12 protein-coding genes are annotated in these 13,272 nt (G+C 42.6%); 6 read left to right on the plus strand and 6 right to left on the minus strand.

Features of this window, described 5'->3' with window-relative positions; genetic code table 11:
• The first annotated feature begins 39 nt into the window (after positions 1–39).
• The 4 genes from prpB (at position 40) to prpF (ending at position 6,010) form a co-directional block, all read left to right on the plus strand.
• Positions 40–918 carry a methylisocitrate lyase gene (gene prpB / locus RB214_RS07190; protein WP_002962361.1) on the plus strand — a complete coding sequence of 293 codons (879 nt, stop codon included), beginning with the start codon at positions 40–42 and terminating at the stop codon, positions 916–918.
• A gap of 48 nt (positions 919–966) precedes the next feature.
• A complete protein-coding gene (gene prpC / locus RB214_RS07195; RefSeq protein ID WP_309168685.1) occupies positions 967–2,091 on the plus strand; it encodes a 2-methylcitrate synthase in 1,125 nt (374 codons plus the stop codon).
• A 130-nt stretch (positions 2,092–2,221) separates the two neighbouring features.
• The gene (gene acnD / locus RB214_RS07200; protein WP_309168686.1) at positions 2,222–4,828 is read left to right on the plus strand and encodes a Fe/S-dependent 2-methylisocitrate dehydratase AcnD; all 2,607 of its coding nucleotides are present in this window, start codon (positions 2,222–2,224) and stop codon (positions 4,826–4,828) included.
• A gap of 15 nt (positions 4,829–4,843) precedes the next feature.
• Positions 4,844–6,010 carry a 2-methylaconitate cis-trans isomerase PrpF gene (gene prpF, locus RB214_RS07205; protein ID WP_309168687.1) on the plus strand — a complete coding sequence of 389 codons (1,167 nt, stop codon included), beginning with the start codon at positions 4,844–4,846 and terminating at the stop codon, positions 6,008–6,010.
• Positions 6,011–6,119: 109 nt separating this feature from the next.
• Here the strand turns inward: prpF and RB214_RS07210 are convergent, their stop codons facing one another.
• Complete coding sequence (locus RB214_RS07210; protein ID WP_309168688.1) at positions 6,120–6,761, minus strand: CPBP family intramembrane glutamic endopeptidase; 642 nt, start codon at positions 6,759–6,761, stop codon at positions 6,120–6,122.
• 66 nt (positions 6,762–6,827) lie between these two features.
• Positions 6,828–7,403 (minus strand): inner membrane-spanning protein YciB, encoded by a 576-nt coding sequence (locus RB214_RS07215; protein WP_096792927.1) that lies wholly within the window; start codon positions 7,401–7,403, stop codon positions 6,828–6,830.
• Positions 7,404–7,594: 191 nt separating this feature from the next.
• On the opposite strand from RB214_RS07215, the gene RB214_RS07220 reads away from it, so the two are divergent.
• Together RB214_RS07220 and RB214_RS07225 are read left to right on the plus strand one after the other, a co-directional pair.
• The gene (locus RB214_RS07220; protein WP_309168689.1) at positions 7,595–7,864 is read left to right on the plus strand and encodes an HU family DNA-binding protein; all 270 of its coding nucleotides are present in this window, start codon (positions 7,595–7,597) and stop codon (positions 7,862–7,864) included.
• A 358-nt stretch (positions 7,865–8,222) separates the two neighbouring features.
• Positions 8,223–8,801, plus strand: a complete 579-nt coding sequence (locus RB214_RS07225) for a type 1 glutamine amidotransferase domain-containing protein (RefSeq protein WP_024595007.1) — start codon at positions 8,223–8,225, stop codon at positions 8,799–8,801.
• A 63-nt stretch (positions 8,802–8,864) separates the two neighbouring features.
• Here the strand turns inward: RB214_RS07225 and trpA are convergent, their stop codons facing one another.
• From trpA to trpD, 4 genes are read right to left on the minus strand one after another with little or no spacing between them, the layout of a single operon-like run.
• Positions 8,865–9,686, minus strand: a complete 822-nt coding sequence (gene trpA, locus RB214_RS07230) for a tryptophan synthase subunit alpha (RefSeq protein ID WP_024595006.1) — start codon at positions 9,684–9,686, stop codon at positions 8,865–8,867.
• On the minus strand, positions 9,683–10,867 hold the full coding sequence (trpB, locus tag RB214_RS07235) for a tryptophan synthase subunit beta (protein ID WP_309168974.1): 1,185 nt from the start codon (positions 10,865–10,867) through the stop codon (positions 9,683–9,685). The genes trpA and trpB overlap by 4 nt, the downstream gene beginning before the upstream one ends.
• 7 nt (positions 10,868–10,874) lie before the next feature.
• Positions 10,875–12,239: a bifunctional indole-3-glycerol-phosphate synthase TrpC/phosphoribosylanthranilate isomerase TrpF gene (trpCF, locus tag RB214_RS07240; protein ID WP_309168690.1), complete on the minus strand. Its 1,365-nt coding sequence runs from the start codon at positions 12,237–12,239 to the stop codon at positions 10,875–10,877.
• Positions 12,232–13,269, minus strand: a complete 1,038-nt coding sequence (trpD, locus tag RB214_RS07245) for an anthranilate phosphoribosyltransferase (RefSeq protein ID WP_309168691.1) — start codon at positions 13,267–13,269, stop codon at positions 12,232–12,234. The genes trpCF and trpD overlap by 8 nt, the downstream gene beginning before the upstream one ends.
• Positions 13,270–13,272 lie beyond the last annotated feature (3 nt).

Consider the following 13,272-nt stretch of genomic DNA (forward strand, 5'->3'; position numbering starts at 1 on the left):
TTACTCCACGTAGCAACCGTTCAAAGTGAGGAGAAAGTAATGTCAGCAGGATTAAAATTTAAACACGCTATTGCCAATAACCGCCCGTTACAAGTAGTAGGTACTATTAACGCATACACCGCGATGATGGCTGAAAAAATGGGCCACCAAGCTATTTACCTCTCAGGTGCCGGTGTTGCAAACGCCTCGTTTGGTATGCCTGATTTGGGTATGACGAGCCTTGATAACGTGCTTGAAGATATTCGCCGTATTACCGGTGCTAGCGATTTACCACTACTTGTTGATGCCGATACCGGTTGGGGTGGGGCGTTTAACATTGCACGCACAGTAAAAGAAATGACTAAAGCGGGGGCAGCGGGTTTTCATATAGAAGACCAAGTAGCGCAAAAGCGCTGTGGTCATCGCCCTAATAAAGAAATTGTAAGCCAAGGTGAAATGGTTGACCGCATTAAAGCGGCGGTTGATGCAAAAACCGATAGCGATTTTTATATTATGGCGCGTACCGATGCATTTCAAAAAGAAGGTTTAAACGCCGCGATAGACCGTGCAGCTGCCTGTGTTGAAGCCGGTGCTGACGCTATTTTTGCAGAAGCCGTACACGACCTTGCTGATTACCAAGCATTTGCAAAAGCGATTAACGTTCCAATTTTGGCAAACATTACTGAGTTTGGCCAAACACCTATTTACACTAAAGAGCAGTTAAGCGATGTAGGTGTTGAAATGGTGCTTTACCCACTCAGTGCATTTAGAGCCATGAACAAAGCAGCATTAAACGTGTATTCAGCAATTTTAAATGAAGGCTCGCAACAAAGCCAAATCGAAAATATGCAAACGCGTTCTGAGCTTTACGACTTTTTAGATTACCACACGTACGAGAACACACTCGACACCCTTTTTTCATCAAAATCTGACAAATAATAATTATTAAAATAGATATCACACACAAATTTAAGATAGGAGAAGATCATGGTAGATAAAGCATTAGGCGGCGCGGGTTTACGCGGACAAGTGGCTGGTCAAACAGCATTGTGTACTGTTGGACAAAGTGGTTCTGGTTTAACGTATTGTGGTTACGATATTAGCGAACTTGCCGAAAAAGCGCAGTTTGAAGAAGTGTCTTTTTTACTTTCACGCGGTGAGTTACCAACAACTAGCGAATTGGCTGAGTATAAAGCAAAACTAAAAAGTTTACGCGGCTTACCTGATGCGCTTAAAACCGTGCTTGAAAATATTCCTAAAGATGCGCATCCAATGGATGTAATGCGCACGGGTTGCTCAATGTTGGGTAACCTTGAAATGGAGCTTGATTTTAGCCAAGCCAATGATGCAATCGACCGTATGATTGCTGTGTTCCCAAGTATTATTTGTTACTGGTACCGCTTTACACACGATGGCGTTCGCATTGAAACACAAACAGATGACGACTCAGTTGGCGCACATTTTTTAACGCTGTTACACGACAAAGCACCTAGCGAGTTATTTGCACAAGTGATGAACGTATCACTAATTTTATACGCAGAGCATGAGTTTAATGCTTCTACATTTGCGGGTCGTGTGTGTGCATCAACGCTTTCTGATATTCATTCTTGTGTAACAGGTGCGATTGGTACGCTACGTGGTCCATTACATGGTGGTGCTAACGAAGCCGCTATGGATATGATTCAAGGCTTTACAAGTGCTGAGCATGCTGAGCAAGAAATTATGGGCATGCTTGAACGTAAAGACAAAATAATGGGCTTTGGCCATGCCATTTATCGTGAGTCTGATCCACGTAATGTGATCATTAAAAAATGGTCTGAAAAACTAGCGGCAGAGGTAGGCGATACCGTGCTTTACCCTGTGTCTGTTCGTTGTGAAGAAATTATGTGGCGCGAGAAAAAACTGTTTTGTAATGCTGATTTTTTCCATGCATCTGCTTATCATTTTATGGATATTCCGACTAAATTATTTACGCCAATATTTGTAATGAGCCGTGTTACGGGCTGGACAGCACATGTAAAAGAGCAGCGCGCTAACAACCGTATTATTCGCCCAAGTGCCGATTACACAGGGCCTGACGCACGCAGTTACACACCAATAGAGTCACGTTAAAAAAATGGGTGAGCACGCATGTGCTCACTTTTTTATTGCACATAGCCATTAGCGAGTAGTTTTTCTCAAACTTTTTATTAAACACGCTAGCTGTGAGCAAACACCGTCACCAAATTAGCGAACCCTTACCATGACCATAATTAATAACACCCAATACCGTAAACCTTTACCTGGCTCAAACGTCGACTATTACGATACGCAAGAAGCCGTAGATGCAATTAAGCCAGGTGCATACGCCACGCTACCTTATACATCGCGTGTATTTGCCGAAAACCTAGTACGTCGGTGCGACCCTACCATGTTAACCGATGCACTTAATCAGCTAATTGAACGCAAGCAAGACTTGGATTTTCCGTGGTATCCGGCGCGCGTAGTATGCCACGATATTTTAGGCCAAACGGCACTTGTTGATTTAGCTGGGCTTCGTGATGCAATTGCAGCCAAAGGCGGCGATCCGGCAAAAGTGAATCCGGTAGTACCTACGCAGCTAATAGTTGACCATTCGTTAGCGGTAGAGCATGCCGGTTTTGAGCCTGACGCATTTGAAAAAAATCGCGCCATTGAAGACAGACGAAATGACGACCGTTTTCACTTTATAAACTGGACTAAAACTGCGTTTAAAAATATTGACGTGATCCCACCGGGTAACGGGATTATGCATCAGATTAATCTTGAAAAAATGTCGCCAGTTATTCAAAACCGAGATGGCATTGCATTTCCCGATACCTTAGTTGGTACCGACAGCCACACGCCTCATGTTGATGCGCTGGGTGTTATTGCCGTGGGTGTAGGCGGGCTTGAAGCTGAAAGCGTTATGCTTGGCCGCGCTTCTTATATTCGCCTACCTGATATTGTTGGTGTTGAGCTAACAGGTAAGCGCCAACCAGGTATTACCGCAACCGATATTGTGCTGGCTATTACTGAATTTTTACGTGAGCAACGTGTTGTATCTACTTATTTAGAGTTTTACGGTGAAGGTGCTGAGGCGCTTACACTTGGCGACAGAGCAACCATTTCAAACATGACACCTGAATTTGGCGCAACTGCAGCCATGTTTTATATCGACGATAAAACAATAGATTACTTGCGTTTAACAGGGCGTGAAGAAGAACAAATCGCCCTTGTAGAAAACTACGCAAAAACAGCAGGCCTTTGGAGCGATAGCTTAAAAACCGCAAAATACGAACGTGTACTTAAGTTTGATTTATCAAGCGTGGGGCGCAATATTGCCGGTCCATCTAATCCGCACCGCCGTGTATCAACAAGCGATTTAGCTAAAGAAGGTATTTCGGGCGTTGTTGAAAATGAAGAAGGCTTAATGCCAGACGGCGCATGTATTATTGCGGCTATTACTAGTTGTACCAATACCAGTAATCCACGCAATGTAATTGCTGCAGCACTCCTTGCCCGTAATGCAAATGCTAAGGGTTTAATGCGCAAACCTTGGGTTAAAACCTCATTAGCACCGGGCTCAAAAGCGGTGCAATCATACCTTGAAGATGCAAACCTACTAACAGAGCTTGAGCAACTTGGCTTTGGCATTGTTGGTTTTGCGTGTACAACGTGTAACGGTATGAGCGGGGCGCTTGACCCTGTGATTCAAAAAGAAGTAATTGAACGTGATTTATACGCAACGGCTGTACTTTCAGGTAATCGTAACTTTGATGGGCGTATTCATCCTTACGCTAAGCAAGCATTTTTAGCGTCACCTCCTTTGGTTGTTGCATACGCTATTGCAGGTACTATTCGCTTTGATATTGAAAAAGGGATACTTGGGCAAGATCAACAAGGCAACGATATTACGCTTAAAGATTTATGGCCATCAGATGAAGAGATTGACGCAGTAATTAAGCAAAGCGTTAAGCCTGAGCAATTTAGAAAAGTATACGAGCCGATGTTTAATTTAACCGTAGATTACGGTGAAGATAACGACCCACTTTACGACTGGCGCCCAGAAAGTACGTATATTCGTCGCCCTCCTTATTGGGAAGGTGCACGTGCGGGTGAGCGCACTATGACCGGTATGCGCGCGCTTGCAGTACTTGGCGATAACATTACAACGGATCATTTATCGCCATCAAACGCAATTATGGCAAGCAGCGCTGCTGGCGAATACCTGACCAAAATGAACGTGCCAGAGGAAGATTACAATTCGTACGCAACGCACCGGGGCGATCATTTAACAGCGCAGCGCGCAACATTTGCCAATCCAAAGCTGCTAAACGAGATGGTGCTTGACGAAAACGGCGAAGTTAAGCAAGGTTCGTATGCACGCTTAGAGCCACAAGGCACTAACACACGTATGTGGGAAGCAATCGAAGCCTATATGGAGCGTAAACAACCGCTTATTATTGTAGCCGGTGCCGATTACGGTCAAGGTTCGTCGCGCGATTGGGCTGCAAAAGGCGTAAGACTTGCAGGCGTTGAAGTAATCGCAGCAGAGGGTTTTGAGCGTATTCACCGTACTAACTTAATTGGTATGGGGGTTTTACCGCTTGAGTTTAAAGCAGGCACAACGCGTAAAACTCTAAAGCTGGATGGCAGTGAAACGTACAATGTAACGGGTGATTTAAAACCAGGTGCCACCGTTAATTTAAGTATTACCCGTAAAGACGGTGAAGTGCTTACTGTGCCTATGAAGTGCCGTATCGATACGCAAGAAGAGCTTTCTATTTATGCTGCTGGTGGTGTATTACAGCGTTTTGCTCAAGACTTTTTAGAAGCGACAAATGCGTAATAAGGATTTTTTAAAATGTTTAAACCACAAATAAAAGTGCCGGCAACCTATATGCGTGGCGGTACCAGTAAAGGTGTGTTTTTTAATTTAACCGATTTGCCAAAGCCTGCCCAAGTGGCAGGTGAGGCGCGGGATAACTTATTACTTCGTGTTATTGGTAGCCCCGACCCTTACGGAAAACAAACCGATGGCATGGGTGGTGCTACATCAAGCACCAGTAAAACGGTCATTTTAAGTAAAAGTGAGCAAGCCAATCACGATGTAGATTATTTATTTGGGCAAGTCGCTATTGATAAAGCCTTTGTTGATTGGAGCGGTAACTGCGGTAACTTAACTTCGGCAGTGGGTGCGTTTGCTATTAGTAATGGCTTAGTTGATAAAAACCAAGTGCCCGATAATGGTATTGCTATTGTGCGTGTGTGGCAGGCTAATATTAAAAAAAGCATTTTAGTGCATGTACCAATGACTAATGGCGAAGTGCAAGAAACAGGGGACTTTGAGCTTGACGGTGTTACGTTCCCAGCGGCTGAGGTAAAGCTTGAGTTTGTAGACCCTGCTGATGGGGATGGGGCTTTATTTCCAACAGGCAACGTAGTTGATGACTTAGAAGTACCGGGTGTTGGCATTTTAAAAGCAACAATGATAAATGCAGGTATTCCCACTGTATTTATTAACGCCGCTGATATTGGCTATACCGGCACAGAGCTACAAGGCGATATTAACAACGATGTTGCAGCGCTTAAAAAGCTCGAAACCATTCGTGCTTATGGCGCCGTTAAAATGGGCTTAATCACTAACATTAATGAAGCTCAAGCTCGCCAACATACGCCAAAGGTTGCGTTTGTTGCAGCGCCTTTAGATTACAAAGCATCTAGTGGTAAAGTTATTGAGGCTGCCAACATTAACTTATTAGTACGCGCTATGTCGATGGGTAAACTGCATCATGCCATGATGGGCACAGCCGCTGTTGCTATTGGCACGGCCGCAGCAATCGAAGGCACACTCGTAAATATAGCCGCAGGTGGCGGCGCATTGAGTGAAGTTAACTTTGGTCATCCGTCGGGCACGCTAAAAGTAGGTGCTGAGGCTAAAAATAATGCAGGTAATTGGCAAGTTACCAAAGCAAGTATGAGTCGAAGTGCACGTGTACTAATGGAAGGGGTTGTAAGAGTACCTCAGTAGTTCTTAATTAAGAACTATCGTACAGCTATCGCATAAGTATTATGATTAATTTGCAGCATCAAAATGCTTATGCGCTTTCTTTATTGTCAAAACTAATAATAAAACAGCACTAATTCATAGCGCCTGAATCGAGGTAGCTGCCAATCCCGAGTGTAAACATCCATAGCCCCCATAAGCTGTGTTCAATAACACACACGACCGTTGAGCGGCTTTGTGCGTAGGTATACGCAAACAGTAAACCGCCCAAAAAGGCTAAGGCTACTGCAATCCAATTTGCATACACAATATGCGCCAACGCAAATACACTCGCACTAACTACAATACGCACTGCTTTTTTTGGCATAATGCGTTTATAACGATGAAAAAAATACGTTCTGAATATTAATTCTTGAGGAATAACCGACAGTATTGGGTAGAGCACCAACAGTAAAAGCCAATCATTAAACGAGTTACGGGGAAGGGTAAACCAGTTGCCTTGATGAATAATCCCGCAAAACATGCCTGAGAACAGCGCACCTAAAAAAAAGAAGCTAAACACACGCCTTTTAACAGTAGAAAATTGTCCAAGGCTTGTGAGTCTAAACCGTTTAAAATGGGGATCGCCTAGTAGCAACATACAACACACACTCATAAGTATAATAAGCGCAGGGATAAGCCAATTAGCTAAATGCTCGCGTAATCCAAAACCCAACAAGGGCAGCAATATAAAAATGAGGGTAAATTCAAACCAGCGGTATTGATTAGCGTCCAAGGTCGTCTCAACTTGCTTTTTTTAATAAGCTAGCAAGCTAAGACGACACTTTTATGACGAGGGGGGTTACTTTGCAGGCTCTTCTTCATCAGGGAAGTATTTATATAAGGCGATAATAGTGGCAAAAATACTTACAAAGGTAATACCCATTAAACCAAATACTTTAAAGTTAACCCAAAAGTCGAGCGAAAAATTATACGCAATATAAATGTTTAGTGCCGCTATACCAGCAGTTATAGCAACCCACATTAGGTTAAGCTTATCCCATAATGGTTCTGGGACAACAATGGCTTGTTTTGTATCATTAGCGTTTTCGAGGATTGAGCTAAGCGCTTTTTTAACGAGATTTTTATTAAGTACATAACGGCTAACAAGTAACGTTAAACTTAAACCTGCATATATCAGTGTTGCTTTCCATTTAATGTATTGCTCATCATGAAGTACCAGCGTTAGCGTACCAAACACGGCAGCAATGCCAAAAAATATCCAATGACGAGTAGGTACATTGCCATGTTTAAAGTAGCTATAAGCAACTTGAATAAGCGTAGTGGCCATCAATAAACCGGTAGCCCAATAAATATCGACGAGTTTAAACACTGCAAAAAACAGTATGAGTGGAATGTATTCAATTAATGCGTGCATATACTACCTAAATTATACAAAAAAGAGTCAAAGGCTTTTTACCACATAAAGCTTAGCAACTACAAGGTTGACTTGTTCCCCTGTAACCCTTAGCCTGCGTGGCTTTATTACCAATTTGGTTTGGTATTTTTCATATCATCATATTCCCACGCTTAACCAACACTGATTTGGCGTGTATTTAGGAGCCTAAAATGAATAAAGCAGATCTCGTTGCTGCCATTGCACACAAAAGTGAATTAACAAAAAAAGATTCTCAAGCGGCACTTTCAAGCTTGCAAAAAGTCATTACTAAATCGCTTTCTGAGGGCGATCAAGTTCAAATTAATGGCTTTGGTACCTTTGCGCTAAGTTATTACCCAGCGCGTACTGGGCGTAACCCACAAACAGGGGCTGCAATTGAAATAGAAGGCGCAAATAAAGCGGTTTTTAAACCGGCTAAAGCGTTAAAAGACCTGCTTTAAATAGCACTACTTAGCTTGGTCGTTGACTGAGCTTTGCGTGGAGTTATTAAACATAAAATTATGGGCTTTGCCCATCACGCCAACAAGTTGTGCGTCTACAAAATAAACATAATGCCGAGCGTTAGTTGTAGGCGTTGGGCTTGCTCACGCGAGAAGCGAAGCTTCTGTATTTAAATCACCAAGTAGCAAAGCTATGTCTGATCTATGTAGTTTTTTCATCCCTTCTAAATGATTTACATGGCATTATAAATCCTACTTAAATTAACTCCTTTATTTTCAATTGCTTGTTATCGGCACGCATCGTGCTTTTTTGAATGTGTATTTTAAATATACCTTTTAAGAAAATAAGGAGATCTCAATGAGTACATTACAAACAAGCACACGTTTACAAGGCAAAAAAATCGCAATTTTAGCCACTGATGGATTTGAGCAAAGTGAGCTTTTATCTCCACGCAGCGCATTACTTGATGCTGGTGCAAACATCGAAATAGTATCAATTAAAGAAGGCCAAATTACTGGCTGGGATGAAGACAAGTGGGGCGATAAAGTAACAGTAGATAAACTAGTTACAAACGCGGATCCTGCTGATTACGACGCGCTTATGCTTCCTGGTGGTTTATTTAATCCAGATAGTTTACGCCAAGATAAAGATGCTAAAGCATTTATTGATGGATTTTTTGGTGCAGAAAAAAACAAACCCGTTGCTGCAATTTGCCACGCACCGTGGTTGTTAGCTGAAATTAATAAATTGCGCGACCGTACTATTACTTCTTTTCCTAGTATTAAAAGCGATTTAATTAATGCAGGTGCTAATTGGGTTGACCAAGAAGTATGTGTAGACCAAGGTTTGGTAACAAGTCGAAGCCCAGCTGATTTAGAAGCATTTAATGCTAAATTTATCGAAGAGATTTTAGAGGGTAAACACCAAGCTCACTAATTTGGTTTTCAAAAACAAAAAAGGGCATTTAAATGCCCTTTTTAATGCCTAAATTTACACTTTTTATAATGCGGTTGCCGCTTTCATTTCACTAACAAATGCTTTTAACTGCGTTGTCATTGCGTCTAAATCGTTAAGGTTAGCTTCAATAATTTTAACTACAGCAGAACCTGAAATAGCACCTGCTGCGCCTGCGTTAAGTGCCGCTTTTACATCATCTGGTGTTGAAATACCAAACCCTAAAAGAGCAGGAGCTGCATGGTATTCTTTTAATTTAGTAACAATATTACCCGCTGGCATTTGTGCTTTAGTATCGGTACCGGTAACACCTGCGCGCGATAGTAAATACGTATAACCACGACCGTAAGAGGCGCATTGGCGAAGTGTGTCGTCATCTGCATTAGGTGTTGCAATAAAAATTGGGTCTACACCGTTATCCATTGCCGATTTTCTAAATATCTTAGATTCATGCAGAGGCACGTCAGCCACTAAAATAGAGTCTACACCTACCGCTTTTGCATCTTTGTAAAATGCTTCTATGCCGCGCTTAAAAACAAGGTTTGAGTAAAGCAATAATCCAATTGGAATATCGGCGTTATACTCGCGTATCTCTTTAATAACATCAAAGCAATCTTGCGTGTTAATGTGTACATCAAGTGCGCGAATATTAGCTTTTTGAATTACAGGACCATCTGCAATAGGATCAGAAAACGGAATACCAAGCTCAAGTGCATCAGCGCCGCCGTCAATTAAGCTTTTAATAATCGCAACACTTTGCTCTTTACCTGGGTCGCCAATTGTTACAAATGGTACAAACGCACCTTGTTTTTTCTCGTTAAGCGCTGCAAACATTTTACCGTAACGATCCGTTTTTACTTGGCTCATAGCTGACCTCTTTCAGATAGTACATTGTGAACGTGTGCTAAATCTTTATCGCCACGACCACTTAAATTAATAACTAAAACGCTTTCCTCGGTTTGCTCTTCTGCATACTTAAGTGCATAAGCAAGCGCATGGCTTGATTCAAGCGCCGGAATGATCCCTTCGTTTTTAGCAAGTGATTGAAACGCATCAAGCGCTTCTGTATCAGTGATACCAACGTATTGCGCTCGACCTGTTTCGTGTAAAAATGCGTGCTGAGGACCAACCGCAGGGTAATCAAGACCTGCTGATACAGAGTAAGACTCTTCAATTTGGCCATCGTCGTTTTGCATAATGTACGTATAAGTGCCGTGTAGTATACCTTTTGTGCCTTTACAAATTGTTGCACCGTGCTCATGTGTATCAAGCCCTTTACCAGCAGGCTCAACACCAATTAATTTAACGCCTGGCTCGTCAATAAAGTCGGTGAACATACCAATTGCGTTTGAACCACCACCAACACAGGCAATAACAGCGTCAGGTAAACGACCTTCGGCTTTAAGTACTTGTTGTTTAGCTTCTTCACCAATGATTTTTTGATACTCACGTACAATTGTTGGGAATGGGTGAGGACCAGCGGCTGTGCCTAGTAGGTAATGCGCGTCCTGATAATTTGCTGACCAGTCACGCAGGGCTTCATTTACTGCATCTTTTAATGTGCCAGAACCCGCTGTTACCGGAATAACCTCTGCGCCCATTAACTTCATTCTAAATACGTTTGGTTGCTGACGTTCAACGTCTTTTGCGCCCATATAAATTCGACATTTTAAACCCAGTAATGCACATGCAAGCGCGGTTGCAACGCCGTGTTGGCCTGCGCCTGTTTCAGCAATTACTTGTTTTTTACCCATGCGCTTAGTAAGTAACGCTTGGCCAAGTACTTGGTTGGTTTTATGTGCGCCACCGTGTAATAAGTCTTCACGCTTTAGATACAGTTTTACTTTTGGGTTTTTAACTAAATTGCGCGTTAAAGTAAGTGGGGTAGGACGACCCGCATACTCGTTTAATAATTTACTTAGCTCAGCCTGAAACTCAGGATCTTTTTGTGCTTTGTTAAATTCGTTTTCTAACTGCTTAAGCGCAGGGACAAGCAACTCGGGTACAAACATACCGCCAAACTCGCCAAAATAAGCTGGATTTTGCATTTTAACCTCAATAATTTCTGATGCTTGTAAAAGCATTATGTAATTTGTTAGGGCACTTTTTACCCGCAGATTCTTCAACGCCTGAGTTTAAATCAAGGCCTAAGGCACCTTTAAAAAGCGCATCTTTAATATTGTCTGGATTTAAGCCTCCAGCGAGCATAAACGGTGTGGTTGCATAATGAAGCACCGACCAATCAAATGCTTTACCTGTACCGCCAGCTTGTGTGTCGCTGTGTGTATCGTAAAGGTGTCGGTCAACGCCATTTACAGGCGTTGGCAATGCATCTTTTATTGCCTGCGCTTTCCAAATCTCGCAGCCGGTAGGTAACTGTGTACGCAACTGAGCGATGTAATCGTCACTTTCTTGACCATGTAATTGAACTGCCGCCAATTTTAGCACACTTGCGTATTGAGCAACTTGATCAATTGGGGCATCTACAAACACACCCACAAAATTAAGCGGGGCACTTTGGCTAAGCTCTTTTGCGCAATCTAAATCAACATAGCGTGGCGATTTAGGATGAAAAATTAAACCACCGTAAATAGCACCGTTTTGATATGCCGCTTGTGCATCTTTGGTACGTGTTAAACCACATACTTTATTGTCGCCTAAAATAACACGGCGACATGCTTGCTCTAAATCACGCTCGCCCATAAGTGAGCTGCCAATTAAAAAACCATCGCATAATGGAGCTAAACGTTTTACGTCTTGATGGGTGTAAATACCCGATTCCGAAATAACCACTTTGTCAGCCGGAATAAGTTTGCGTAGCTTTTCGGTAGTGGCTAAATCGGTGCTTAAATCGCGTAAATCACGGTTATTAATACCAATAATTTGTGCATCAAGCGCAAGTGCACGGTGTACTTCTTCCTCATTACTTACTTCGGTGAGTACCGACATATTCAGAGAATCGGCAACTGCGTGCAGTGCTTTATAGCTCTCGTCATCGAGTACTGAAAGCATTAATAATATAGCGTCACCGCCATAAATACGCGCCATATATACTTGGTATTCATCTATAAAAAAGTCTTTACAGATAAGCGGTTGTTCTACTTGGCTGCGCACAAATTCGAGGTAATCAAAACTGCCTTGAAAATATTTAGCATCAGTTAACACGCTCATGCAGGTGGCGTATTTTTTATAAACTGAGGTGATTTCGGTTAAATCAAATGGCTCTCTAATTAACCCTTTTGAGGGCGATGCTTTTTTACACTCTAAAATAAACTGTGTGCCTGGGGCGGCTAATGCTTTGTAAAAGCTACGGCTTGTAGGCACTGCAAGGTGCTTAAAGCTTTCAAGCGGGCGTGCGGCTTTACGCTCAATTAGTTCTAATTTTTTATCAGCAACAATTTTATCTAATACATTAGCCATTACTTACCTCAATAATTGCATTTAGTGTGTTCATGGCTTGCCCTGAACTTAATAATGTTTGTACTTGCTTTGCCCCTTCTTTTAACGTTTCTGCTTTACCTGTTAGGTATAAAAGGGCAGCTACGTTAACCACAATGGCAGCATTATGTGCATCTGTGCCTTTGCCTTGTAAGATGGCAAGGCTAGCATTTGCGTTGCATTGTGGGCCTTCACCAGCGAGTTGTTCAAGTGAATAGTTTGCAAGGTCAAAGTCGCTTGGGTTTAGCGTGTACTGTGTAAGCTTGCCATTATTCAGCTCAACTACCGTTGTTGGGCCGTGTAGAGCTATTTCGTCAGTGCCCGAGCCGTGAACAATCATAGCGCGCTTTGTGCCAAGGGTTTTAAGTGTTTGTGCCATTGGCATACATAACGCTTCGTTGTACACACCTAACAATTGCACATCAGGTGCTGCAGGGTTAGCAAGCGGGCCTAAAATATTAAAAATAGTGCGTGTTTTAAGCGCTGTACGCACGCCCATCGCATGGCGTACGCCACTGTGATAGTGCGGTGCAAACAAAAAGGTAAAATTGGTTTGCTCAAGACATTTTGCTGCCTGCTCTGGGCTCATGTCTATATTAATGCCCAGCGCTTTTAGTAAGTCGGCAGAGCCTGAATTACTCGATACACTGCGATTACCATGTTTTACCATGTTAATGCCGGCAGCAGCGGCAACTATGGCTGCTGTTGTGCTTATATTAATTGTGTTTGAGCCATCGCCGCCTGTGCCACAGCTATCAGCAAGTTGTGTACTGCTGGTAGTAAAAGCAACAGCGTTATCGCGCATTGAGGCTGCAGCACCTGCTATTTCATCGCTTACTTCGCCTTTAATTTTAAGGCTTATTAGTAGGGCGGTTAGCTCAATCTCGCTCATGTTACCTTGCATTATTTCATCAAACAGTGCTTTGGCGTCTGCGTAGCTTAATGATTGCCCTGTAATTAGTTGTTCAATAGCGTGTTGAACATTTATGGGTTGCTCTGGTTGTGTACTCATAAT

The sequence above is a fragment of the Pseudoalteromonas sp. HL-AS1 genome, from assembly GCF_031198785.1.
GTDB lineage: Bacteria > Pseudomonadota > Gammaproteobacteria > Enterobacterales > Alteromonadaceae > Pseudoalteromonas > Pseudoalteromonas distincta.

Excerpts from the sequence above, each read along its gene's own strand:
- prpB (WP_002962361.1), top strand. The coding sequence starts at position 40 with ATGTCAGCAGGATTAAAATTTAAACACGCTATTGCCAATAACCGCCCG.
- prpC (WP_309168685.1), top strand. The coding sequence starts at position 967 with ATGGTAGATAAAGCATTAGGCGGCGCGGGTTTACGCGGACAAGTGGCT.
- acnD (WP_309168686.1), top strand. The coding sequence starts at position 2,222 with ATGACCATAATTAATAACACCCAATACCGTAAACCTTTACCTGGCTCA.
- prpF (WP_309168687.1), top strand. The coding sequence starts at position 4,844 with ATGTTTAAACCACAAATAAAAGTGCCGGCAACCTATATGCGTGGCGGT.
- RB214_RS07215 (WP_096792927.1), bottom strand. The coding sequence starts at position 7,403 with ATGCACGCATTAATTGAATACATTCCACTCATACTGTTTTTTGCAGTG.
- RB214_RS07220 (WP_309168689.1), top strand. The coding sequence starts at position 7,595 with ATGAATAAAGCAGATCTCGTTGCTGCCATTGCACACAAAAGTGAATTA.
- RB214_RS07225 (WP_024595007.1), top strand. The coding sequence starts at position 8,223 with ATGAGTACATTACAAACAAGCACACGTTTACAAGGCAAAAAAATCGCA.
- trpA (WP_024595006.1), bottom strand. The coding sequence starts at position 9,686 with ATGAGCCAAGTAAAAACGGATCGTTACGGTAAAATGTTTGCAGCGCTT.
- trpB (WP_309168974.1), bottom strand. The coding sequence starts at position 10,867 with ATGCAAAATCCAGCTTATTTTGGCGAGTTTGGCGGTATGTTTGTACCC.
- trpCF (WP_309168690.1), bottom strand. The coding sequence starts at position 12,239 with ATGGCTAATGTATTAGATAAAATTGTTGCTGATAAAAAATTAGAACTA.
- trpD (WP_309168691.1), bottom strand. The coding sequence starts at position 13,269 with ATGAGTACACAACCAGAGCAACCCATAAATGTTCAACACGCTATTGAA.